Here is a 24,322-nt window from a genome sequence, read left to right on the forward strand (position 1 = left end):
TTGAGGTGATTAATTTGGAATTTAACAAAAGCCAACAGCTTGATTCTCTAGATTTAGAAATACTAGGAATCCTGATGAAAGACTCTAGAACACCATATTTAGAAATTGCAAGACAATGTCATGTTAGTGGAGGAACTATACACGTTAGAATAAAAAAGATGGAGGATCTAGAAATAATAAAAGGCTCTAAACTAATAATAGATACAGCTAAATTAGGATACGATATTGTTTGCTTTATAGGAATAAATCTTGAAAAGGCTTCTTACTTAAGTAACGTTTCAGAAAATCTTGAAAAAATACCTGAGGTTTTAGAATTATATTACACCACCGGAGAATACTGTATATTTTTCAAGCTAGTTTGCCAAAATATATCTCATCTCCAAAGACTGTTAGCAGAAGAGATTCAAATAATAGATGGAGTTCAAAAAACCTCTACAATGATCTGCTTACTCCATAAATTAGATCGAAATATTATATTTTAGTAGAAATTCAAACTTTTAGTTTGAATTTCTATTTTTTTGTTATATTTTTTTTATTTGTTGGCAAGAATATAGTTACATTATAAAATTAACAAAGGAGATGTCAATATGAGAGCATTAGATTTAACAGCACTAATATTAGTTATTATAGGCGCAATTAATTGGGGACTTATAGGATTCTTCAATTTTGATTTAGTTGCTGTTCTTTTCGGATCAATGTCTGCTTTTTCAAGAGTTATTTATTCTCTAGTTGGTATAGCAGGATTATATGCTATTTCATTCTTAGGCAGAGACAGAGAAGTAAGAGAAGAAAAACAATAAATAAGCTATTAGTTTATGCTAAATTAAACTTAATATCAAATAACTCTTAGTTTCAGATGGATTTTTATTGCAATAAATACTTACTCTATCTGAAACTTAAAAGAACTTACCCAAGCATTTAATAAGTTTTTATCTCCAATATAAGCAGTGAGCCAAAATCTTTGGTTTTACGCGAATCGCTTACTTCTCCGTTAGAGAAAAGTTACCTTATATATGGAAGCATTAAAACTAATTAGCTATGGGATAAATTCTAGTTAAAGCATTCCAATGAATAATATGCTCAAAATTTCTTTTGTAAAAAAGTTTTATTAGATTATAAAGTTCATTGGAAAATAAAAGGAAATAGAATTTCTATTTCCTTTTATTTTGAGATAACAACTTATTTTGAGATAACAACTTATTTTGAAATAACAATGGACTATTAGATATTACTAATAGTCCATTTTATTCTATACTTTTACTTTAAACTTATACAACCTTTTTCTCTAGTATTTCATTAACTCCACCCACTTCTATAGGTTTACCAATTATAAATAATGTTGATACTGTAATAGCTATTGCCACTGGTAAAACTATAGTTATTGGTAAATTTAATCCTGCTGGTAAATAACCAAATAATATAGTAATAGCTCCTATAGTTAAGGAATACCACATCTGAGTATTTACATGGTCTATATGGTCGCAAGCTGTCCCCATTGAAGATAGTATAGTTGTATCTGATATTGGTGAACAATGATCTCCAAATATAGCTCCAGTTAAAACAGCACTTGCATTAACAATCATATATTGAGGATCTCCTCCTCCTAGAGTATAAGCTATTGGAATTGTTAATGGCATAAGTATACCCATAGTACCATAGGAAGTTCCTGTAGCAAAGGATATTATTGATCCCATTATAAATATTAGCGTTGGTAATAAGAAGGCTGGGAAAGCATTCTGTTCAAGTATACTAACTAAAAATTTAGCGGTTCCTAACTCTTTTATAACGCTACTTAAAGACCATGCAAGTAATAATATAACTCCTGTAATAATTAAGGATTTCATACCTTCAATCCATGTATCTATAGCTTCTCCTAACGTAAATACCTTTTGCCAAATTCCCATAATGATAGCAACAATACTAGCTAATAACGCTGCTTGGAATAAAACTATACTAGCATCTGATGCACTAAAAGTTTCTCTTATAGCTGTAAAAGATAGTGGACTATTCATTAATGTAGCCTTTAAAGCTTCACTCTCTCCGCCCATTATAGCCCTATATCCGTCAAAATAAAATCCTCCAAAGGAAGCGATTAATAATATACCTATTGGTATAATAGCATTCCAAACGCTTAATTTAATTCCTTCCTTAGGTTCTAGAGCAGTAGCTTCTGATGATACCATCGGTTTAGCTCCGTCTCTTAAAACTTTACCTGTAGCTCTTGCTCTTCTTTCTGCCGTTAACATAGGTCCAAATTCTCTTAAAGTTAGAGCTGAAGCAACAATAAATATTAATATCAATATATTATAAAATCTATATGGTATTGTTTGAAGAAACAATCCATAGGCATTTACTTCTTGTCCAATTGAAGCATAAGCATCCTTTATTAAACTTATTTCATACCCTATCCATGTTGATATTAGTGCAATACCTGAAATCGGCGCTGCTGTAGCATCAACAATAAAAGATAGCTTCTCTCTTGAAATTTTCATTTTATCTGAAACTGGTCTCATTATAGGTCCTACAATAAGTGAATTTGCATAGTCATCAAAGAATACAAGCAATCCTAAGAACCAAGTAATAATTTGAGCACTTACTGGTGATTTAGCTTTTTTAGCTAAACTTTCCGCAACGGCCTTTGCTCCTCCCAATTTTGAAACTAAGGCTATAAGACCACCAATGGTCATACATTGAAGTATAATCCCTGCATTCCATGGATCTGCCAAAGAATCTCTTACCTTGTTAATTATATCTAAAAATCCATAAAAAATTGCATTAAAGAAATTATGTCCAGTTAATTGTATTAAAAAAGTTCCTGAAAAAATTCCAATAAAAAGAGATATAACAACATTTTTCGTAATAAATGCTAACACAATAGCCACAAAAGGTGGTATTAATGTTAGGAATTTAAATCTTTCAGCATTTGCTACTGCTGGATCTACCTCTGCTCCCAATACTGTAGTAGTAAATAAAAATATAAACATTAAAGTTAAAATAGTAATAATATTTTTCCTCTTCATCTCTTCTCCTCCTAGATATCTTATACTGTTTTAAGTGAATAGTATGGGGGAGAGGACAGTCCATCACAACAAAAATACCCTTAAGTCTTATCACTCAAGGGTATGAATACACTAAACATGTGCGTGTATGCATATTGTTTGAATGATAGCTCTCCACAAAGTAACTTTGTGACAGTCTTACTCATATTCTGGGTAAAACCAGTCATACAGCTTTAAAGCGTTAGCTGTATGCTTCGGCGATATTTCCTTTAACTACACATCATCCTGCTTACATCTGTGTAGGTACTATTAAACATCGCACCTCTATCGTCCATATTCACTTACGTTAAATTGTAACACTTTTCGTATACTTAATCAAGTAATATTCTGTAAGAAGAATAAACCACTTTTCAGCGGTTTATCTAAAATTTCTATGTTTTTCTACTTTTATTTTAAAATATACTTAATTCCAATTCATGAGATAAATCTTTCAGCACTTCTACTCCAGCTATACTATTTCCCTTTTCATCTAATGCTGGTCCTACTATGCCTATACCCATTTTCCCTGGGGCTACAGCCAATATACCGCCACCAACTCCCGATTTAGAAGGTAGTCCTATATTTACAGCAAACTCCCCGGATGCATCATACATACCACATGTTGTCATTATAGTCTTTATTATTCTAGTTACCTCTTTTGGCATAATCCTCTCTTCACTCCAAGGTGATACACCTTCATTAGCAAAGACAAGAGCTATTTTTGATAAATCTTTGCTAGTAACTTCTATAGAACATTGTTTAAAATATACATCTAAAACTTCCTCAACATCTTTTTCTATTATGCTTGTACTTTTCATAAAATAGGCTAATGCTCTATTTCTGCTTCCTGTTTTCTTTTCTGAAATATAAACGCTTTCATTTACCTTTAAATCTTCATTTCCACATAGCTTTTTTGTAAATTCTAATATCCTACTAAATACTTCATCTTTATCCTTACCTCTGATCATAGAAACTGTAGCTATAGCTCCAGCATTAATCATAGGATTTAAAGGCTTGTTCAAATCATTCAATTCAAGATCAATTATTGAATTGAATGAGTCTTTAGTAGGCTCCATACCTACTTTTGAAAATACATAATCTTTTCCATTATCCATAATAGCTATGATGAGAGATATTATTTTAGATATACTTTGAATGGTAAATTTTATTTCGTTATCGCCTGCATAAAATTCTTCTCCATTAAGAGTAGTAATAAATATTCCTAAAGCATCTTTATTTGCCTTTGTAAGTTCTGGTATATATGATGCTAATTCTCCTTGTACAGTATATCTTCTATTGCTTTCTATTATATTTTCAAGCAGCTTTTCCATATTGATATTCCTCTCTTTTATATCTTTTACACAAGGCATTATCCCTCTTGTCATACTCTAACTTTATCCATATGCTAAATATATTTTATATAGATGTTATATAAATAATTTAACTTGCTTTCTTTGTTATTTCTTTAACTTCATCACTATTGAAATATCTTTCAGTTTCGTAAACAACATCTTTTCTAAGTTTTAGGAGTACTATTAGATTTATTATAATTTCAAAAGCCATGAAGAAATCGAATAATCCCCATATTGCTTCAAGTCCACCAACTGCTCCATATATTAATCCTAAACAGTAGAAAATTCTAAAAGGAATTAAAAATTTCGTAGTCTTAATTGAATAGATAAGTCCTGTTTCTGAATAATATCCATCAACTAACACTGTAGTGAACGCAAATAATACTATACATATAGTTACAATTAAGTCACCAGTAAATCCTAATGAATCTCTGAAAGCCATAGCTGTCAATGCAGCTCCACCTTTACCACTTTCTAAAACTCCACTTGTAAGTATTACAAGTGCTGTCATGGTACAAATCACTATTGATGACATAAATACTTCAAATAATCCCCATATTCCCTGCTTTGCTGGATATGAAGTTGTTGCTGATGAGTGAGCAACTGGTGCTGTACCCATACCTGATTCGTTTGAATAAATTCCTCTTGCAAAACCATTTCTCATAGCAGCAAGTATTGTTGCTCCTGCGAATCCACCTACTGCTGCGCTGCCTGTAAATGCGTCAACAAATATACTCTTAAATGCTGGGATTATTCCACTTGCATTCATAGCAATAATTATAAGACTTGCTCCTACATATAATATTGCCATAACTGGAATTACTTTTTCAGCAAATTTACCTATAGTTTTTATACCACCTATAATTACTACACCTGATATTATAGCTAATATTATACCAACTGTTAACTTATTGATTTTAAAGCTTTCGTATACAACTTCTGCCATTGAATTAGATTGAACAAAGCCACCTATAAACATCATAAAAGTAAATACTACAGACCAACTTATTGCTACCCAGTTATATTTTTTACCTAAACCATTTTTAATATAATACATTGGTCCACCTTGAAATTCACCATTTTCAGGGTTCTTTTCACGATACTTAACTGCTAAAGTTATTTCAGCATACTTAGTAAGCATTGCTATAAAAGCAACTGCCCACATCCAGAATACAGCTCCTGGCCCCCCTATAGCAACTGCAACACCAACACCTGCTATACTGCCAACTCCTAATGTTGCAGCTAGTGCTGTTGAAACCGCCTGGAATGGCGTTACCGTACCTTCTCCTGTAGTATCTTTTTCAAATATTTTACCGAAAGTATTTTTCATTATAAAACCAAATTTCCTAAACTGAAGAAATTTAAGTTCAAAACCATATATCATAGATACTCCAAATATTAATATTATTAATGGCCATCCCCACAGGAAGTCGGTTATCGTTTGTATTAAATCCATTATTATTCCTCCTAAATTTTTCTATATTTAAGAATATTGCTTTAAATGTTTAAACGTTTAAATGTTTTGTCTATTAAAATTGCGCGCATATATTAAATTAACTATATTATATTTACATAGCCCAAATAGTTCAATTTTTAGAAAATAATAATGTCATAATAATATGGTTTTGAAATTAATAATTTAACAATAGTATTATGCCTATATTGTTATTTTTTTATCATATTAAAGTTATATTAAACAACCTGCTATTTTTTTTTATGTTTAATTATTTTAAAAATATAATGAAAAACATAATATTTTTGAATAGAAAGAATAATAAAAATCCCTACAAAAAATTCTAGGGATTTTTATATTTTACGAACCTTTATTTAAAAATATTTATAAACCATTTGTCAGCAAATATTTCAGCATATTCTAAAATATATTTAAGTCAAATTTTTCGGATAAATCTTTTAGCACTTCTACTCCGCCTATACTGTTTCCCTTTTTATCTAAGGATGGTCCTACTATGCCTATACCCATTTTCCCTGGAGCTACGGCCAATATACCGCCACCAACTCCCGATTTAGAAGGTAGTCCTATATTTACAGCAAATTCCCCCGATGCGTCATACATACCACATGTTGCCATTATAGTCTTTACTATTCTAGCTATTTCCTTAGGAATAACCCTTTCTTCATTCCAAGGTAATACCCCTTCATTAGCAAAAACAGTAGCTATTCTAGATAAATCTTTACAGGTAACTTCTATAGAACATTGTTTAAAGTATGCATATAAAACTTCCTCAACATCTTTTTCTATTATGCCTGTACTTTTCATAAAATAGGCTAATGCTCTATTTCTATTACCCGTTCTATTTTCTGAAGTATAAACACTTTCATCCACTTTTAAATTCTCATTACCGCATAGCTTTTTTGTAAATTCTAATATTCTATTAAACACTTCATTTTTATCTTTGCCTTTAATCATAGAAACTGTAGCTATAGCTCCAGCATTAATCATAGGATTTAAAGGCTTATTTAAATTTTTTAGTTCAAGATCAATTATTGAATTAAATGCTTCTGTAGTTGGCTCCATGCCTACTTTTGAAAATACATAATCCTTTCCATTATCCATAATAGCTAGTGCCAATGTAATTATTTTAGATATGCTTTGTATTGTAAACTTAGTATCATAATCTCCTGCGAAATATTCTTCTCCATTTAAAGTAGTTATATATAGACCTAAAGCATTTTTATTGGCCTTTTTAAGCTCTGGAATATATGAAGCTACTTCTCCTCTATCTAAATATTTTCTGTTCTCTGATATTATTTCTTCTAAAGTATTCATATCTTTGATCCCGCCACTCCTCATTATTATTAATATTACTATATATTATTAATTGCTTTGTTTAAGCTATTCAAAGCTTCTTCTAAAATTTTCCTTGAACATGCAAAATTCATCCTTCCAAATCCTTCACCATTTTTACCAAATACAGATCCTTCATTCAAAACTATTTTTCCTTCTTCTATTAAAAATTTATTTAATTTTTCCTCACTCATACCCAATGCTTTAAAGTCGATCCAAGCTAGATATGTACCTTCTGCTTTAGTCACTTTTAATTTTGGTATATTTTCATCTATATAATCTTTTAAATAATTGTAATTGCCTTCAATGTACTCCATCATTTCCTCATACCATGTCTCACCTTTTTCGTAAGCTGCAATCAATGCCATCATGCCAAATATATTGATACTTCCCATGGCATTTAACTTTAATGTAAGATTAAATTTTTCTCTTAGCTCTGAATTTGGTATAACTATATTTGACATATGAAGTCCTGCTAAATTAAAAGTTTTTGTTGGAGCTATGCAAGTAATAGAATTTTCTTCAAACTCCTTACATATTGATGCAAAGGGTATATGTTTATATCCCTTGAACACAAGATCGCAATGTATCTCATCAGCAACAACTAAAATATTATTCTTTAAACATATCTCCCCTAATCTAGTCAATTCTTCTTTAGTCCAAACTCTACCTATCGGATTATGAGGATTGCATAAAATTATCATTTTAACAGTTGAATCAATTTTGCTTTCTAAATCTTCAAAATCCATATAGTATCTTCCATCTACTTCTTTTAATGGATTCTCCAATATTACTCTATGATTATCTTCAATAGCTCCTTTGAATCTATGATATACAGGAGTTTGAATTATAATTTTATCACCTACTGATGTATAAGTTTGTACAATCCAATATAAAGCTGACACTATAGTAGAAGTAGAAACTATCCATTCTTTACTTATGTCAAAACTATGATGCTTCTTCATCCAATTCATAATAGAATTGAAATACTGGTCATTAAAATTTGTATATCCAAAAATTCCGTGATCTGCTCTAGCCTTGATTGATTCTATAACTTCCATTGGAACTTTAAAATCCATATCTGCTATCCACATCTGTATAAGATCATTATTGCTACCCTCTATTTTATCATGATCCCATTTTACACAGTCTGTATTTCTTCTATCTATTATTTCATCAAAGTTATACTTCATAAAACCCTCCTTAAATTTATACCATTTTATCTATATTATATTAACTTATTACCCTTTGTTCAAATTTTCTAAAATATTTATATATTAATCAATTAGTATTTTATTGATTAATTTATTAATCTTACATAGTTATAATTAAAATATTACTGTTAATTATAAGTTATATTATAAATTTATTATTTTTATTAAATTTTAAACATATTATTAAAATCATCATTAAAGAAAAACAAACCACTAATCCTGAGTTAAATAGTGATAAGGAAGTATGTAAAACTAAATTATCATAACGGCTGACAAACAGAGTGTTAGAAAGAGGCATATCGTCAAAGTGGCGATATGCCCCTTTTGTCACGCAGTAGAACCGCATTTTGAGGGGTAGGAGTATAAAACCCTTACCTCCCTTATTTTCGCTTCTGTAGAACCCATAAACACAGGCTTTTTTAACCCCTATTGGGTGACATTGGCGATTGATAATTAATCTTAAATTTAAGGGCGGCTTCTAGCGATTTTGCATTTAGCAGATTTTTCAGTTCAATGTCACCGTGAGATAAGTAAGCAATGTGCGGCTTATAATGTGCTTGCACAGCAAGTAATGAAGCGGTATCACCACCAATCGCTTTTTTAATTACTTCATAGGATACAAGTTTAGATTTCATCTTTCATCTCCTCCAATCTTTTTCGCAACTGCTTTAAGGCAGTATTTTTTTGATAACGGATTGTTGTGCGTGGCTGCTTCAATATCTCGGCTATTTTCGTATCAGTGAAACGCAGCTAGTACCGCAACAAGATAATTTCCAGTCGTTTTTCAGACAGGCATAGCAAGGCTTTTGCTAAACACTCATCCTCAACCGTTATAATCTGTTCCCGAACAACAAAGTCTGTTGGTGTATCGTATTTGACAAAGTATTCATCGGTAAAGTGCGGTTCAAACCGTTTTTGCTCATAAAGGTGTTCAAGGGAAGTTTCTTGCTTACATTTTCTACTCCAATCTCTAAAATAGCCACAAGTTGCATTGTGAAGTACAACCCTACAAAATGCTGCAAATTGTCATTCAATACGCTGTTTGTCTTTTGAGCATAACATCATTCTCACCCCCTTTCCGTTTGGAATGGGGGTATAACAAAAGCCGCCTGTGCAGTAAAAACTACACAGGCGGCTGTGCTATATGATGTGATAGTACAAAATAGACACAACGATACCTCCTTAGTACCGCCGTGTCCTCGCTTTGGGGCGCACTTATCACGCCCCTTGTAACCCTATTTTTCAAAAGAAAACAGCGGCCTTGAAATTGTTATTTCAAAACCGCTGTTCAACTATCATATTTTGTTTGGGCGCACACTCAACTAGCCGCCAAAACAACGTTTTTTTTTTATTATACCGTTGCAGCGGTTTGTTCGATTTTATTTACTTTCGTACTGGTCTGATATACTTAAAAAACCGTTCCGGATTATAATAAAAGTAAATGATTCTACCGGGGGAAGTATCAAAGCAGTAACCAGTGCCTGCAAAATCAAAAGTTGCCATTGCCTTTTCAATCTTTTCCTCCACGCTACGATTTTCCTGCTCATAATCGAATGGTCCATGTTCAAAAACAATATACTCGGCTTCAGGAACATCAATCATAAGCATTTGTGGTGGTACTTCGCCTTTATAATCAAAAGGAAGACGTGCACCATAACACTCTGTACGTGGAATACCCCAATCGCAGAGTCTGCCGTCTGAGTCATTAATGTACGCCATAATCTGACCGCTGCCGCCGTTAGATTCGCTCCCACCATCGTCATCCAATTTGCCCTTGATACTATCGAGTAAGCCGCAAATTGTTTCGCAGTCCTGTCCCGGAATAAGACTTTGTTTTTGCCAAAAATCCCAATACCCATTACTCTCATAGTTTTTAATGTGCAAAAACTTATGTGAGGGAATGGTTACAAAATAAATTTTAACATCATCTGTAGATTTCATCATACCAATCTCTCCCAATCCTAAAAAGTAGCGGTCGAAAGGGTTTATTTTTGTACGAAGAACGACAGGCTTAGGCTTTTTTCGATATTCACTTGGAGCTACACCATATGTTCCTTTGAAAGCTCTGGTAAAGGCTTCATGTGATGAAAACCCATAATCAAAAGCAATATCCAAAAGGCTTTTTTTGCTATCCCGAACCTCTTTTAGTGCAAAGGCTAATTTTCTATGCCGCAGATAATCCCTAAATTGCATACCCGATATTTCTTTGAATTTTCTCGTTGTATAAAATTCAGAATAACCTAACCTGCGAGAAAGGAAGCGTAGTGTCAAGGCTTCATCATTATAATTTTTAATACATTTGTCAATTTCATCAACGATTACTTGAATTTGCTTCTGCCACTCGTACATTCGTCTATTCACCTCGTTTCAATCACCCTACATTTATTATAAAGAAATAGAAAGATTATCGCTTGATTTTACTTGCGGTTATTTCATTTTCCTCTTTTAAGTTCTACATCTTTGTGTCCAGTTTATAATATCACATTTTATCACATAAGCATGGCATCATAAAGTCGTGTTACGCCAAGCGTTGTAATCTTTTTAAGATTGCAGCGTTTTTCTTTGAAAGAGTTTGGCATTTTCGGATTTCCGAGTGTTGTAGGTAGTGAGAGGATTTTATTTCTCAAAGGCAGTAGCCAAAACGAGGACATAACTACAAAACAGCAGACAAAGCAAGACGGCATAGCTTAATGCTATACCGCCTTGCGGAAAACTTCCTTATCAATACTTAAAATGTGGTTTATTCTCCTTTTTATCTTAAGTATTGCTTAATTTTACATGAAATTTAAGCATATTATATAATTTTTATTAACAACTTAGCAAAATTAAAGGAAGCAGTTTTGCTCCCTTTTAAATATTGTTTTAACTTATGTATTTACTTAATTTTTTATATCCTTCACTAGATTCTATAGTATCTGGGTTCTTCTGCAATTTTTCTCTATCTTTTTTAATACCCTCGATTTTTTCTTTCATTCCATCTATTTCTTTTTTAAGTTCCCCTTGGCTTCTTAAGTAAATGGTAACCATTTTCATATTATTTTCCTTCTTATGCTTTTCTAATATCTTTTCAGCACTGTCATATCTGGAATTTAATCCTGCCAATAAACTAAATAACTTTTCAATTTCTTTATCGTAATCATTCATCTGGCTTTTATATGATGTCACCTTAGCATAAGCTTTAGCATTGTTTTTCATAGTTTCTTTTAATGCTTCTTTTGCCTCATCAGATATGTTCATCTTATCTAAAAGTTCTTTATTAGATTTCATAAAATTATCTATATTGTTTTCAGCATCTTTCATATTGTTAGCAAAAGGAAGTTTATTCATGTTATTTAAAAATGCAGTTATATTTTTAATATCATCTAAAGACATACTTTCTAAGGAGTCCCAGTCTCCATTAGTTACTTCTCCTTTTAGTTTTTTCTCTAGAGCAGACATAAAATGTTTTTTAAATTCTTCTTTATTAAAAGCTTTTCCATCATTGCTCATACCATATCCATCTAACATTCTAGATGAATAATTGAAGAAAGAGTCGAACTCATCTACTATACCATTAATACCCCAATTTAATACTTCATCAAAGGATTCCTCTAGTAAAGCTTTTTCCTCTTCTCCTATATTTTCTGCTATTTTCTTATATTCCTCTACTATGTTCTCAAAAAACTCTCCGCTCTTTTTCCCCTTCTCAAAAGCTTCCCTCAATTTCTTTGTTATATCATACTTTAACAATCCCTTTTGTGATATTTTCAAATCATTATTTGCTTTATTTATAGTATTTACTTTATCTTGAGCAAATTTATTTACCTTTTTAAAGCTACTGTTATTATTGATAATATCCATAAATGTGACATTTGTGTTTCTCATCGATATACTTTTAATATCCATAAAAAATCTCCTTTACCAATATATGATACTATATATATCGTAATCTTTCTGGAATCTTTATGGAAAATACCTGTTTTTCTTAGTTATTTTCATTTAACTGTCCCTTTTTCTTACTTTTTCTTATCATTTGATAATGACTAATAATAATTAATAATAACTGCCCCTCATTTTGATAGCCCTTTTGATAATGACTGTCCCTATTCACAGTTTCTATAAAAAAATAACACGGGGTTTAATTAAATTATCCCGTGTATTTATTTTGGATTTTATTTATTTTAACTTTCGTTTATGTTATTTGATAATCTCTTTTTTTATTCCTCTCTTTAAGGTGTTTTCATAATCGATAAATTCATAAATGTCTTTATCAAATACTGGACTAAACTTTTGAAGTTCTTCTAAAGTTAACTCTTCTATCGTCTTACCTGCCCCCTCACAATAAAGTACTATTTCACCTATTATTCTATGAGCGTCCCTAAAAGGAATATTTTTAGTTACTAAATAGTCCGCTCCTTCTGTAGCATTTAAGAAGCCCTTTTTAACAGCTTTTTTAGTATTTTCAGCCTTTATTTTTAGACCTGAAAGCATTCCCTTCATTATTTTAAGACAACTTAACACCGTATTAACTCCATCAAAAAATCCTTCTTTGTCTTCTTGCATGTCTTTATTATAGGCTAGAGGAATCCCCTTCATAGTAGTGAGTAAAGAAATTAAGTCTCCATAAACGCGACCAGTTTTTCCTCTAACTAATTCTGCTGCATCAGGATTTTTCTTTTGAGGCATTATAGAGCTTCCCGTAGAAAATTCATCACTTATCTCTATAAAATCAAATTCTTTACTACTCCAAAGTATGATTTCCTCACTTAGTCTACTTAGATGCATCATTATTATAGAAGATGCGCTTAAAACTTCAAGGGCAAAATCTCTATCGCTTACTCCATCTAAAAAATTCTCTACTGGCTTTTTAAAACCTAATTCTTCTGCAGTAAATTTTCTGTCTGTATCATAAGTAGTTCCTGCTAAGGCACAACATCCCAAAGGACTTTCATCCATTATGTCTAATGCATTTATCATTCTTTTTTTATCTCTTGAAAGCATGCTATGGTATGCCATAATATGATATTTAAAAGTAATTACTTGGGCTCTTTGAAGGTGAGTGTACCCTGGCATAATCACATTGTTCTTTTCTCCAAGCTCCACTATAACTTCCTTAAGCTCCTCAATTTCATCTATAATTTCTCTAGCTTTATCTTTAGCATAAAGTCTAAAATCCACTGCAACTTGATCATTTCTACTTCTTGCGGTATGAAGTTTTTTACCCACATCTCCAATGCGAGAAATTAAATTCATTTCCACAAAGCTGTGTATATCTTCATAGTCCCCTTCTATTAATAACTGTCCCTCATTAATGTCCTTTAATATAGAAGAAAGACCTTCTACAATCTTGTCTTTTTCTTCTTCTGCTAATATTCTACATTTAGCTAGCATTTTAACATGAGCCATGCTACCTTTTATATCATATTCATATAGTTCCTTATCAAAGCTTAAAGAACTATTAAAGTCTTCCATAAGCTTGCTTTCTTTATCTTTAAATCTTCCACCCCAAAGCTTCATATTATATCACTCCTTGTATAATATACTCATAGTATTTTTTATATTTTGTATAGTATGTGCTATATATATCATTTAATCAAATACGCTATATTTCTTTAATCAGACCTTGCTAATTTATTTAGTATAAATTCAAGGTTAAAAATGAAGAGTTAAGGAAATGCATCCAAAACTCTTAACTTTTAACTTTTAATTATAAAATTTTAACTATTTTTAAGTGCTTTTATTTTTGATGGAAGACTAAATAATTTTATAAATCCACCAGCATCTTTATGACTATATAGGTCACTTGCCCCAAAGGAGGATATATCTTTATCATATAGAGCATTCTCTGTAAATACTCCAGCGTTAGTTACATTTCCTTTGTATAGTTTTAACTTAACTGTCCCCGTAACATTTTCCTGTGTTTTATCTACAAAGGCATCTAATGATTCTTTTAAAGTTGTAAACCATAGTCCATCATAAACAAGTTCACCATATTTCAAAGCTAATCCTTGCTTATAATGATAAGTCAATTTATCCAAAGTCAATCTTTCTAATTCCTTATGTCCCTCATAGAGAATTGTTCCACCTGGAGTTTCATACACCCCTCTAGATTTCATTCCAACAAGTCTGTTTTCAATTATATCTATTATACCTACTCCATTTTCTGCTCCAATTTTATTTAAGGTGCTTACTAATTCTACCCCATTTAATTCTACACCATTTACTTTTTTAGGTTCTCCCTTTTCAAAGTAAATTTCTACGTAAGTAGGTTCATCTTTAGCCTTTTCTGGCGCTGTTATTGTAGAGTATAAATCTATCTTATGTTCATTTTGTGGATCTTCTAAATCTCCACCTTCATGACTAACATGCCATATATTTTTATCAACGGAATATATCTTTTCCTTTGTTACAGGAACGTCTACCCCTTTAGCTAATGCATAATCTATAGCATCTTCCCTTGAGGAAATATCCCATATTCTCCAAGGAGCTATGATTTCAATAAATGGATCAAAGGATGCAATGGCCACTTCAAATCTAACTTGGTCATTTCCTTTTCCAGTACAGCCATGACATATATATTTTGCCCCCTCAATTTTTGCTATTTCCACTAACTTTTTAGCAATAAGTGGTCTTGCAAGAGAAGTTCCAAGAAGATATTTATCTTCGTAAATTGCCCCAGCCTTTAGTGCTTTATACACATAATCTTTTACGAATTCTTCTTTTACATCCTCCACATAAACCTTTGCTGCCCCTGTTTTTATAGCCTTTTTTTCTACTTCTTTCATATCGTCATCTTGTCCCACGTCTACACATACAGCTATAACTTCTAAGTCATAGTTTTCCTGTAACCATGGAATTATTATGGATGTATCCAATCCACCTGAATATGCTAATACAACTTTTTCTTTATTCATAATTTAGCCCCCTATTATTTAATGTTTATCTAACTTAAATTACTTTCTTTAAAAATTCTTTTGTTCTATGCTGTTTTGGATAAGCAAAAATATCTTCTGGAACCCCTTCTTCCACAATTTTTCCACCATCCATAAATATAACTCTATCTCCTACATCTTTAGCAAAGCTCATTTCGTGAGTTACTACCACCATAGTCATCCCTTCACTAGCTAGGTCTTTCATAACATTTAAAACCTCTCCAACTAGTTCTGGGTCTAGAGCTGAAGTTGGTTCATCAAATAACATTATATCTGGTTCCATAGCAAGAGCTCTTGCTATTGCCACTCTTTGCTTTTGTCCCCCTGAAAGCTTAGAAGGATAATAATCCATCTTATCTTCTAATCCAACTTTTTTTAGTAATCTTTCAGCTTTTAATCTTGCTTCATTTTTGTTTTCTTTTTTCACTGTAATAGGTGCTTCCATGACGTTTTCTAATGCTGTCATGTGTGGAAACAGATTAAAATTTTGAAATACCATCCCCATCTTAGTAGTTATTTTTCTCATCAAACTTTTATTTTTTCCATCTAATTCTTCGCCTTCAATTATTATCTTTCCATCGTTTATACTCTCTAGGTGATTTAAGCATCTTAGAAAAGTACTTTTACCTGATCCTGAAGGTCCAATGATAACTAAAACTTCTCCTTTTGTAACATTTATATTTAAATTTTCAAACACTGTTAAATTACCAAATTTCTTAGTAACATCCATAGCTTCTATCATATACATAGTTATATTTCCTCCTTACTCTTAATATCTAGATAATTTCTTCTCCCAAATTGCGAATACTCCAGTAAACACAGTAGTTAAAGCTAAATAAATACATGCTGCAATGAAAAATGGTTCCATTGGTCTAAAATTAGCTGAGTATATTTGCTGTGCAGTTCTCATTAGTTCCTCCATAGCTATAGCAGAAACTAAAGATGTATCTTTTAAAATTGTTATAAATTCATTACCTACTGGCGGTATTAACACTTTAAATGTTTGAGGAAGTACTACTCTTCTCATAGTTTGACCATAAGTAAATCCTAATGCCTTACATGCTTCGAACTGTCCTTTATCTACGGATATAATACCTCCTCTAATTATTTCACCCATATATGCACCTGAGTTTAAGCTCAAACCAATTATAGCTGCTGACATCGGTTCTAACTTTATTCCTATAAAAGGTAATCCATAGTAGAAGAAGAATAGCTGTAACAACATAGGAGTACCCCTAATTATCCATGTATACAGTGAAGCTATTGAATATATCAATTTATTTTTTGACATTTTTAATAATGCTACCACTACACCAATTAAAGTTCCTAGAACTACAGAAATTACCGTTAATAATATGGTCATTCCTGTTGATTTTAATAATATCGGAAATATTTGCTTCAATAGATTTATATCCAAAGCTTCTCCACCCCTTTTTATAAACATTCATTTCTAATTTAATTATTTTTTATAAATATCTTCACCAAACCATTTTTTTGATAGTTCAGACATAGTTCCATCTTGTTTTAATTCTTCTATAGCCTTTTTAACCTCTTCTTGTAATTCTTTATCACCTTTTTTAAATGCTATAGCGATTGGTTCTTCATCTAAAGTCACTGCAACCTTAAACTTTCCTTCTTGTTTAGCTAAATAGTATCTTCCAACAAACTCATCAACGATAACTGCTTGTATTCTTCCTATTTCTAAATCTTGAAATGGTTGAGTTGCCTTGTCATAAGTTTTTACTTCTTTTAGTCCTTGAATTTTTTTAGCTGCCTCTTCTCCAGTAGTACCTAATTGAACACCAACAGTTTTATCATTTAAATCCTCTACTTTTGTAATATCTGTATTGTCATTTTTTACTATAATAGCCTGACCACCTTTAACATATGGTTCTGAAAAATCTACTTCTTTAGCTCTATCTGGATTTACACTTATAGCTGATAGTGACATATCAAATTTCCCTGAATTTAAAGCCATTGTTAATCCACCAAACTCTGTGATTACATACTCAGTTTCTACTCCAAGTTTTTCACCAATAGCATTTGCTAAATCAACATCAAATCCTACAAGTTCATTTTTTTCATTTCTAAATTCCATTGGAGGATAAGTATCTTCTAAACCTATTTTTATTTTTTTCTCCTGCTTTACTTTTTCTAAAGTATTAGCCGCCGTTTCATTTCCTTTATCTTTTCCTCCGCAGCCTGCAAGAAGACTTCCTATAATAGTAAATATCAATAATGCCTTTACTGATTTTTTCATTAATATCTCTCCTTTTAATTTATATATTAAAAATTATTTTCTTAAAATTGGTGCCCCAATGAAGATTTAACCTTTCACAGGGGCTTTATATGAAATTTTTATAAAAAGGGGTCTTAGTTATTTGTAGAAATCATATCCAAACCACTTATCTGATAACTTTGACAAAGTACCCTCTTCTTTTAGTTCATTAAATGCTTTTTGAATTTCATCTCTCAGTTCTTTATCTTCTTTTCTAAAACCAATACCTACATTTTCTTCTGAAAGTTTGGCATCGAGAAGAACTAAGTTTCCTCCTCTTTTCTTTAAATAATATCCTCCAACTTGTCCATCTGCTATAACTGCGTCCAATCTTCCAAGTTCTAGATCATTAAAAGCTTCTGTTACGCCATCGTATTTTTTAATGTCTTTTATTCCATCAATTTTTTGTGCAGCCATTTCACCAGTTGTACCTAGTTGTACTCCTACTACCTTACCCTTTAAATCTGGTGTATCTTTTATAGAAGTATTTCCCTTCTTAACAACTATTTTTTGTCCTCCTACTATGTATGGATCTGAAAAATCTATTTCTTTTTTTCTTTCTTCAGTTATGGTCATAGTGGAAAGTACCATATCATATTTTTTAGATTTAAGAGATAAAATTATTCCTTTCCAATCATTTTTTACAAACTCTGCTTTAACGCCAATTTTTTTAGCAAGTTCATTTCCTAAATCAATATCAAATCCTACTAAATTATTATTTTCATCTCTAAATTCCATAGGAGGATAAGTATCATTTAGCCCAATCAATAATACTCCCTCTTTTTTAACCTTATCTAGGGAATTAATGTTTTCCTCTTGTTTTTTGTTATTAGTACATCCTGCTAATAACGAAAAACTTATTACTAATACTCCAATTAATGCAAGAATTTTTTTCATAGCCCCATCTCCTTTTATTGCCTTTCGTTATTATGATTATACAATCAATTTCATAAATATGCAACATCATTTTTCTAAAATTATAATATTTTTTTATTTATTTTTCTACACATCTTTACTTGCAACGTTTTAAAGGAATCTAGGTATACTTACAAGTGTTTGTATTTTCAAAACATTCCGTATATATATGCATAATTATTCATTCATGTATGTATATTAATTACTTCACCTTTACTTTACTATGATAAATCGGTAAAGCATACAGTTAAATCAATGCTTTAAGAAAATTTATATTTATGCATGAAAAAAGAAGGAGCTAAAAACAAATGTAGAATTCTACATTAGCTCCTCCTTCTTTACCATTATATGCTTTAATCTTTCCTCCATGTTTTTCAACTATTAATTTTGAAATATAAAGCCCTAGACCTGAATGCCCTTTTTGTTTTGAACGACTCTCATCCCCTTGGTAAAACTTTTTAAATATATTTTTTAAGTCTTTTGCAGAAAAACCTTCTCCATCATCACTTATTTTCATAGTGATTTTATTTTCTTCTACTATTACATATAAAAATATACTCCCATCTTCCTTTATAAATCTAAAGCTATTGAAAACAATGTTATCTAAAACCTGAGAAATTCTATCCTTATCAATGTTTACTAAATCTTTATTTTTTCTTTTATAATCCACTAAGCTTTTAAATTCAATACTTTTCTTACTACACAACAAATCATATTCTTCACTCTTCTTATCTATAAAATCTATAATATTTACTGGGGAGAAGTTTAGTGTAAATTCTATACCCTCTATTTTAGCTAGCATATTCATATCTTCTATTAACTTAATAGCCCTTTTTGTATTATCATCCATAATATCTAGATATCTTAATAGTCTATCTTTGTTTTCCACTCCTCCATCTTGAAGAATTTCTAGATGTCCTTTTATAATGGTCAATGGAGTTCTTAGGTCATGAGCAATGGCTCTTACCATATCTCGTCTTTCATTTTCTATTTCCCATTGACGAGTTAAGGATGTACTAAGTCCTTTTCTCATTTCTTCAAAAGCTCCTACTAGTTCTCCTAGCTCATTTTGAGCATTATAACTAATTGAAAAATCCAAGTCTCTTTCCTTTATCTTTTTTGAAGCCTGTATTAAATCTTGTATTGGCTTATTTATGCTTTTGCTAAATCTTCTTGAAAATAATAATGTAAAAATCACTACATATATAATAGGAGAAAGAAAGATAAATATCTCTGGTGGCACTAAGAAATTATATTTAGGATTTTTAGCCCTAGGAGTAAGAACATATTCTAATATAATATTACCTTCTATTTTATCCCCACTTTTAATCGGATGATATATAATTACTCCCTGTTGAAAAATACCGAACTTTTCATTAAAATGATTGCGTTCTTTTCCTTCCTTTATATCTTCAATGTTTTTCTCACTTAATTTTTCAATATTTCCATATAGTAATTTGATATTTTTATCAACTACACCATACTTCATACCATCTACAGGTATTATTTTTTCTAAATCCTCTTTCTCACTTTCATCTAAAATCTTAGCACCTTTTTTATCAATGTAATCCATTATAGGAGATACTTTTTTTTCATAATAATTGCTAGGTAAAATTAGTCCTATGTTGATAAAACTTAAATATACCGTATAAGTTATAATGCTAAAAATAATACTAGCAATTATTATATACATAAAATTATATATGAACTGCTTTTTTAAAGAGGAACTTTTACTCAATTAAATCTCTCCCATTTATACCCTACTCCCCACACCGTCACAATATAATCTGTTTTTGAAGATAAGGCAGATATTTTTTGACGAATATTTTTTACATGTTCCGCTACATTAGAAGAATCTCCTTCTCCCTCATATCCCCATATTTTTTCATAGATTTGCTCCCTTGAAAATACTTGACCTGGATGGAGGGATAGAAGTTCTATTATATCAAACTCTCTTTTTGTAGTGTTTATTATTTCATTTCCAATATATACTTCTCTCGATAAAAGATCTATACTCAATTCTTTAAAGTACAACCTAGAAGGGTTATTATTTATAGCTCTTTTTTCTCTCCTTAAGTGAGCAGAAGCTCTAGCTTTTAATTCCCTTATACTAAAGGGCTTTACTATATAATCGTCTCCCCCTAACATCAATCCCTTTATCTTATCTCCTTCTTCTCCCCTTGCACTTAAAAATATTATGGGACAATCTACTATATTTCTTATGGATTCACATACTTTAAAGCCATCTTTACCTGGCATCATAATATCTAAAAGAATTAAATCTGGTTTTATTTTTACACTTTCTATAGCTTCATCTCCATTTTCAGCAGTGAATACCTTATACCCCTCATCTAAAAGAGCATCCTTTATGAAGGATATTATATGTTCTTCATCATCAACAATTAATATTTTTTCATACATATTAAACCCTTCTTCCATAGCATTGTAATATCAATATCTATTATAGTTAATTTTTCACTATACTAAAATAGCCAATCTTTTTTCATCCATAAAAATATGCTAATTACTGTTGGAATTAGTATTGTAGAAAATAATATTATATATATATTATTTGAAGCCATCCCATTTAACATTTTAAAGATATTTTCCGTACTGCTTAAGAAGAAAATAAAATTATCGCTAACATATATTCCTCCAAAAAAAATTCCTATAGATCCTAAAATACACAATATAGTATTAGGAATTATGGAAGCTACCATACTCATCACTGAAAGTAAAGCCAAAATAATAACAAATTCCATAAAATAAAACTTTATGCCATATATAAGTGCATCTTTAAAATAAAAAATCTCTTTTTGATTCATAAATGTTGTATATTCTACCCTCTGCACAAAAAAACTTCCACATATGCTTGCTATTATAAATAAACTGCTTATTATAATAAAAGTAACTATTATCTGTGATATTAACTTAGAGGCTATAAACTCCCATCTTTTATAAGGTTTTATTGCAATATTTCTATAGCATCCTGTAACCTTTTCTTCACTTAAAGCATCTCCATATAACATAGGTAGTATTATAAACATTAAAGGCAAATGAATGTCCCTTAATATAAACATAGAAAAGTTCAATGAATTTAATGTAGTAGTGTTATTTTGATCATAAAATCCTACATTCCATCCACCCATTAATTTTCCCCATAATATTGTTATTAAAATTAATAATATAAAGGTTATTTTGGTTTTAGGTCTACTAATGATACGCTCTAATTCGCTTCTTATAAGTCCTTTCATTTTTTCTCCCCCTCTACACGTATTTAGATGTTTTATTAAAAATAAGGTAGGACAATATTCCAAAAACTATAATATACACTGTTAAAATAATTAAAATAAAGCCACTAAAAAATCCTTTTTCTCCAAGCATCATAGCAATACCCATATGTTGAATATGAGTTATTGATAAAAGTTGATAGCTCATTAGTTTATCTGACATTTCTCTAAATGCAATCATTAAAATTTGTGGATATATAAGTGAACCAAATAAAAAAGTAATACTCATTCCAACAGCTGAAGTTATGCTCTTACTTATCATAGCTATAAAGCTTATTACAAAAGCCATTGACATTAGAGTCAAATAAGCAATAGCATAATATTTAATTCCATATAAAATACTCTCTTTTATAGTAAATTTACTGCTGTGATAAAAAATACTCACATTCTCTAATTTAGGCATTAAAATATAACCAATAGGCAAACTTAATATAAAATAAGCCATTACAAAAACAAACATAGTTATTGCTACAGAACATAATTTGCTAAAAAATACTTCCCAATAATAAACTGATCTTATAAAAACCATCCTTATGCTTCCGCTGGTGAATTCATCTGTAAAAACTAATACACATAAAAGTATTAAAACTATATTGAAAAATACTATTAATTGTTCTTGCATAACTGCATTAGCAAAATTACCAAAGGAAGTGTACTGAGGGCTATCTATAGTCATATTTAAATTGTGTCCTAAATAATATCTTGCTGAGGCATATATAACTAATGGAATAGATAATAATATGAGCCAAGTGCTTTTCTTGCTCCATATCCTTTCTAATTCACTTAATACTAAAGCTTTCATCTTTATTTTTCTCCTTCATACATCAATTTTACAAAGGCATCTTCTAAAGAATTGTTTACTCCTTTATCCTTTAAGAGTTCCTCTGTTGAACCTTGCCACAACATATTGCCTTCTTTAATTATTATTAATCTATTGCATATTTGCTGTAGTTCATCTAAAAGATGACTGGAGATAAAAAATGTTATTCCTCTTTTTTTATTCAAATTCAGTATTAACTCTCTAAGTTCTCTAATACCTAAAGGATCTAATCCATTAGCTGGTTCATCTAATATTATAATCTCTGGATCATTTAAAAGAGTTTGGGCAATGCCTAATCGCTGTTTCATTCCTAGAGAGTAGGTCTTTACTTTGTCCTCTCCCCTACCTTGAAGTCCAACAATTTTTAGAGATTCTTCCACCCTGATTAACTGCTCTTTCCTATCCATATTAGGATTCAACCTAGCTAAGTTTTGTAGATTTTTTCTTCCAGACATATAAGGGAAAAATATCGGAGACTCTACCATAGCCCCTAATTTAATCAGAGCAGCTTTACGATCCTTTGTAATATCCTCTCCATTTATAAGTACACTTCCATTAGTTGGTTTTACTAATCCAGTGATCATTCTTATTGTGGTGGTTTTTCCCGATCCATTAGGTCCTACAAATCCACATATATCACCCTTATATACATCAAAAGTAAAATCATTTATTATTTTTCTTCTGCCTATATTTTTATTTAATTTTATTACTTCTAACTTTTTATTTTCCATATTACTTCTCCTCAATTTTAAAATTTAATTTTGGCCTCTATTTAAGGATAAAACTAAATTTTAAGGAATCTATAAAGAAAATAAAAAAAGATTAAACCGTATGAAGTTTAATCTTTATAAATCTATCCTCTATTCTTGTTACTACTAAACTATAATTTTTATCTTTTAAAATTTCTTCCAAAAGACTGGAGACCTCTTTATCTAATATTTTTATGTCCTCTCCACCTTTTGTTTGAATAATCCATAATCCACTTTTTTTACTTATAAGAAGGTTGTCCCATTCCTTTATGCCGTAACCTTTGTTTATTACAGTAAATGTTATGCCTCTTTGAAAAAAGATATCTTTCGCCCTTTTATATTGTTCTTTTATGGAGTTATTTTTACCTTCTATATCTTCTAATTCTATCTGCTTACTTTGAAGAAATCCTCTCATCTCTTTAAGTCTTTTTTCTATCTCTGTATTTTTTTTCTCTATTTCTTTAATTTTTTTCTTATTTTTTTCCATATAAAATTTATTAAAGGTATTTAAAAAATTTTTTTCTTTATTCATTTGTCAAACTCCTTGTATAACATTTTATATAAGGTAAAATTATATTATAAGATTTTTTACTAGGGGGATTAAATTTTGGATAAACTAGATAAATTATTAGATATTTTGGATAAAGTTATAGATGAAACAAAGAAACATATACACAAGTTAAAGAAACAATGTATTAAAATAATTAACATAATACACACCAAGGTAGCATCATTTATAGAAAAAAGAAAGTCTATAAAAAATACCTACAACCCTTTATTAGTAGAGTTATACAATAAAGAAGATGAGTTAAAAAATGAATTAAAAGAATTACAAAAAAACCATGATGAATTAGAAAGTAGAATGTCTTTATTAAAAAACGAAAATGAAGATTTGCTTAATAAAATAAATCTTTTAGGAGAGCTGCTAACAAAGAACATGTAATCAGCT

Annotated in this window: 23 protein-coding genes and 1 riboswitch; of the genes, 3 read left to right on the forward strand and 20 right to left on the reverse strand. The window is 30.5% G+C overall.

Going from position 1 to position 24,322, the window contains the following annotated elements; translation table 11 throughout:
• The first annotated feature begins 14 nt into the window (after positions 1-14).
• Complete coding sequence (locus tag KQI86_RS05755; protein ID WP_281417209.1) at positions 15-482, forward strand: Lrp/AsnC ligand binding domain-containing protein; 468 nt, start codon at positions 15-17, stop codon at positions 480-482.
• 105 nt (positions 483-587) lie between these two features.
• Positions 588-800, forward strand: coding sequence for a DUF378 domain-containing protein (locus tag KQI86_RS05760; protein WP_216438203.1), 213 nt, complete (start codon positions 588-590; stop codon positions 798-800).
• Positions 801-1,268: 468 nt separating this feature from the next.
• On the opposite strand, the gene KQI86_RS05765 is transcribed toward KQI86_RS05760, so the two are convergent.
• The 20 genes from KQI86_RS05765 to KQI86_RS05860 all read right to left on the reverse strand — a co-directional run bounded on the left by KQI86_RS05765 (position 1,269) and on the right by KQI86_RS05860 (position 23,905).
• A complete protein-coding gene (locus KQI86_RS05765; protein WP_216438204.1) occupies positions 1,269-3,020 on the reverse strand; it encodes a Na+/H+ antiporter NhaC family protein in 1,752 nt (583 codons plus the stop codon).
• Between the two features lie 138 nt (positions 3,021-3,158).
• Positions 3,159-3,334, reverse strand: a riboswitch (Lysine riboswitch).
• A gap of 117 nt (positions 3,335-3,451) precedes the next feature.
• Complete coding sequence (gene glsA, locus KQI86_RS05770) at positions 3,452-4,369, reverse strand: glutaminase A (RefSeq protein WP_216438360.1); 918 nt, start codon at positions 4,367-4,369, stop codon at positions 3,452-3,454.
• A gap of 109 nt (positions 4,370-4,478) precedes the next feature.
• Entirely contained in the window at positions 4,479-5,846 is a 1,368-nt protein-coding gene (locus tag KQI86_RS05775; RefSeq protein WP_216438206.1) for an alanine/glycine:cation symporter family protein, read from the reverse strand.
• A gap of 417 nt (positions 5,847-6,263) precedes the next feature.
• Entirely contained in the window at positions 6,264-7,178 is a 915-nt protein-coding gene (glsA, locus tag KQI86_RS05780) for a glutaminase A (protein ID WP_216438208.1), read from the reverse strand.
• Positions 7,179-7,216: 38 nt separating this feature from the next.
• Complete coding sequence (locus KQI86_RS05785) at positions 7,217-8,389, reverse strand: MalY/PatB family protein (protein ID WP_216438210.1); 1,173 nt, start codon at positions 8,387-8,389, stop codon at positions 7,217-7,219.
• Between the two features lie 440 nt (positions 8,390-8,829).
• Positions 8,830-9,045 carry a helix-turn-helix domain-containing protein gene (locus KQI86_RS05790; RefSeq protein WP_216438212.1) on the reverse strand — a complete coding sequence of 72 codons (216 nt, stop codon included), beginning with the start codon at positions 9,043-9,045 and terminating at the stop codon, positions 8,830-8,832.
• 748 nt (positions 9,046-9,793) lie between these two features.
• Positions 9,794-10,759 carry a helix-turn-helix transcriptional regulator gene (locus tag KQI86_RS05795; RefSeq protein ID WP_216438214.1) on the reverse strand — a complete coding sequence of 322 codons (966 nt, stop codon included), beginning with the start codon at positions 10,757-10,759 and terminating at the stop codon, positions 9,794-9,796.
• A 513-nt stretch (positions 10,760-11,272) separates the two neighbouring features.
• Positions 11,273-12,295 carry a hypothetical protein gene (locus KQI86_RS05800; protein WP_216438216.1) on the reverse strand — a complete coding sequence of 341 codons (1,023 nt, stop codon included), beginning with the start codon at positions 12,293-12,295 and terminating at the stop codon, positions 11,273-11,275.
• Between the two features lie 291 nt (positions 12,296-12,586).
• A complete protein-coding gene (gene argH / locus KQI86_RS05805; RefSeq protein ID WP_216438218.1) occupies positions 12,587-13,906 on the reverse strand; it encodes an argininosuccinate lyase in 1,320 nt (439 codons plus the stop codon).
• A 200-nt stretch (positions 13,907-14,106) separates the two neighbouring features.
• Positions 14,107-15,303 (reverse strand): argininosuccinate synthase, encoded by a 1,197-nt coding sequence (locus tag KQI86_RS05810; RefSeq protein WP_216438219.1) that lies wholly within the window; start codon positions 15,301-15,303, stop codon positions 14,107-14,109.
• Between the two features lie 34 nt (positions 15,304-15,337).
• Positions 15,338-16,069: an amino acid ABC transporter ATP-binding protein gene (locus KQI86_RS05815; protein ID WP_281417210.1), complete on the reverse strand. Its 732-nt coding sequence runs from the start codon at positions 16,067-16,069 to the stop codon at positions 15,338-15,340.
• Positions 16,070-16,090: 21 nt separating this feature from the next.
• Positions 16,091-16,738 carry an amino acid ABC transporter permease gene (locus tag KQI86_RS05820; RefSeq protein ID WP_216438362.1) on the reverse strand — a complete coding sequence of 216 codons (648 nt, stop codon included), beginning with the start codon at positions 16,736-16,738 and terminating at the stop codon, positions 16,091-16,093.
• Between the two features lie 42 nt (positions 16,739-16,780).
• A complete protein-coding gene (locus KQI86_RS05825) occupies positions 16,781-17,581 on the reverse strand; it encodes an ABC transporter substrate-binding protein (RefSeq protein ID WP_216438221.1) in 801 nt (266 codons plus the stop codon).
• Positions 17,582-17,698: 117 nt separating this feature from the next.
• Positions 17,699-18,496, reverse strand: a complete 798-nt coding sequence (locus KQI86_RS05830; RefSeq protein ID WP_216438223.1) for an ABC transporter substrate-binding protein — start codon at positions 18,494-18,496, stop codon at positions 17,699-17,701.
• 316 nt (positions 18,497-18,812) lie between these two features.
• On the reverse strand, positions 18,813-20,252 hold the full coding sequence (locus KQI86_RS05835) for a sensor histidine kinase (RefSeq protein ID WP_216438225.1): 1,440 nt from the start codon (positions 20,250-20,252) through the stop codon (positions 18,813-18,815).
• Complete coding sequence (locus tag KQI86_RS05840; protein ID WP_216438227.1) at positions 20,249-20,935, reverse strand: response regulator transcription factor; 687 nt, start codon at positions 20,933-20,935, stop codon at positions 20,249-20,251. Before KQI86_RS05840 ends, KQI86_RS05835 begins: the two co-directional genes overlap by 4 nt.
• A gap of 62 nt (positions 20,936-20,997) precedes the next feature.
• The gene (locus tag KQI86_RS05845; RefSeq protein ID WP_216438229.1) at positions 20,998-21,768 is read right to left on the reverse strand and encodes a hypothetical protein; all 771 of its coding nucleotides are present in this window, start codon (positions 21,766-21,768) and stop codon (positions 20,998-21,000) included.
• Between the two features lie 13 nt (positions 21,769-21,781).
• A complete protein-coding gene (locus KQI86_RS05850) occupies positions 21,782-22,606 on the reverse strand; it encodes a hypothetical protein (protein WP_216438231.1) in 825 nt (274 codons plus the stop codon).
• 2 nt (positions 22,607-22,608) lie between these two features.
• Entirely contained in the window at positions 22,609-23,355 is a 747-nt protein-coding gene (locus KQI86_RS05855) for an ABC transporter ATP-binding protein (RefSeq protein ID WP_216438233.1), read from the reverse strand.
• 91 nt (positions 23,356-23,446) lie between these two features.
• A complete protein-coding gene (locus tag KQI86_RS05860; protein WP_216438235.1) occupies positions 23,447-23,905 on the reverse strand; it encodes a hypothetical protein in 459 nt (152 codons plus the stop codon).
• 75 nt (positions 23,906-23,980) lie between these two features.
• Between KQI86_RS05860 and KQI86_RS05865 the strand changes: the two genes are divergently transcribed.
• Positions 23,981-24,316 carry a hypothetical protein gene (locus KQI86_RS05865; protein WP_216438237.1) on the forward strand — a complete coding sequence of 112 codons (336 nt, stop codon included), beginning with the start codon at positions 23,981-23,983 and terminating at the stop codon, positions 24,314-24,316.
• Positions 24,317-24,322: the final 6 nt, after the last annotated feature.

The sequence above is a fragment of the Clostridium mobile genome (assembly GCF_018918285.1).
Classification (GTDB): domain Bacteria; phylum Bacillota; class Clostridia; order Clostridiales; family Clostridiaceae; genus Clostridium_AW; species Clostridium_AW mobile.

Coding starts and splice junctions, on each gene's coding strand:
- glsA (WP_216438360.1), bottom strand. CDS start 4,369: ATGGAAAAGCTGCTTGAAAATATAATAGAAAGCAATAGAAGATATACT.
- KQI86_RS05855 (WP_216438233.1), bottom strand. CDS start 23,355: ATGGAAAATAAAAAGTTAGAAGTAATAAAATTAAATAAAAATATAGGC.
- KQI86_RS05840 (WP_216438227.1), bottom strand. CDS start 20,935: ATGTATGAAAAAATATTAATTGTTGATGATGAAGAACATATAATATCC.
- KQI86_RS05860 (WP_216438235.1), bottom strand. CDS start 23,905: ATGAATAAAGAAAAAAATTTTTTAAATACCTTTAATAAATTTTATATG.
- KQI86_RS05795 (WP_216438214.1), bottom strand. CDS start 10,759: ATGTACGAGTGGCAGAAGCAAATTCAAGTAATCGTTGATGAAATTGAC.
- KQI86_RS05800 (WP_216438216.1), bottom strand. CDS start 12,295: ATGGATATTAAAAGTATATCGATGAGAAACACAAATGTCACATTTATG.
- KQI86_RS05830 (WP_216438223.1), bottom strand. CDS start 18,496: ATGAAAAAAATTCTTGCATTAATTGGAGTATTAGTAATAAGTTTTTCG.
- KQI86_RS05815 (WP_281417210.1), bottom strand. CDS start 16,069: ATGTATATGATAGAAGCTATGGATGTTACTAAGAAATTTGGTAATTTA.
- KQI86_RS05765 (WP_216438204.1), bottom strand. CDS start 3,020: ATGAAGAGGAAAAATATTATTACTATTTTAACTTTAATGTTTATATTT.
- KQI86_RS05760 (WP_216438203.1), top strand. CDS start 588: ATGAGAGCATTAGATTTAACAGCACTAATATTAGTTATTATAGGCGCA.
- KQI86_RS05810 (WP_216438219.1), bottom strand. CDS start 15,303: ATGAATAAAGAAAAAGTTGTATTAGCATATTCAGGTGGATTGGATACA.
- KQI86_RS05775 (WP_216438206.1), bottom strand. CDS start 5,846: ATGGATTTAATACAAACGATAACCGACTTCCTGTGGGGATGGCCATTA.
- KQI86_RS05850 (WP_216438231.1), bottom strand. CDS start 22,606: ATGAAAGCTTTAGTATTAAGTGAATTAGAAAGGATATGGAGCAAGAAA.
- KQI86_RS05845 (WP_216438229.1), bottom strand. CDS start 21,768: ATGAAAGGACTTATAAGAAGCGAATTAGAGCGTATCATTAGTAGACCT.
- KQI86_RS05785 (WP_216438210.1), bottom strand. CDS start 8,389: ATGAAGTATAACTTTGATGAAATAATAGATAGAAGAAATACAGACTGT.
- argH (WP_216438218.1), bottom strand. CDS start 13,906: ATGAAGCTTTGGGGTGGAAGATTTAAAGATAAAGAAAGCAAGCTTATG.
- KQI86_RS05790 (WP_216438212.1), bottom strand. CDS start 9,045: ATGAAATCTAAACTTGTATCCTATGAAGTAATTAAAAAAGCGATTGGT.
- KQI86_RS05825 (WP_216438221.1), bottom strand. CDS start 17,581: ATGAAAAAATCAGTAAAGGCATTATTGATATTTACTATTATAGGAAGT.
- glsA (WP_216438208.1), bottom strand. CDS start 7,178: ATGAATACTTTAGAAGAAATAATATCAGAGAACAGAAAATATTTAGAT.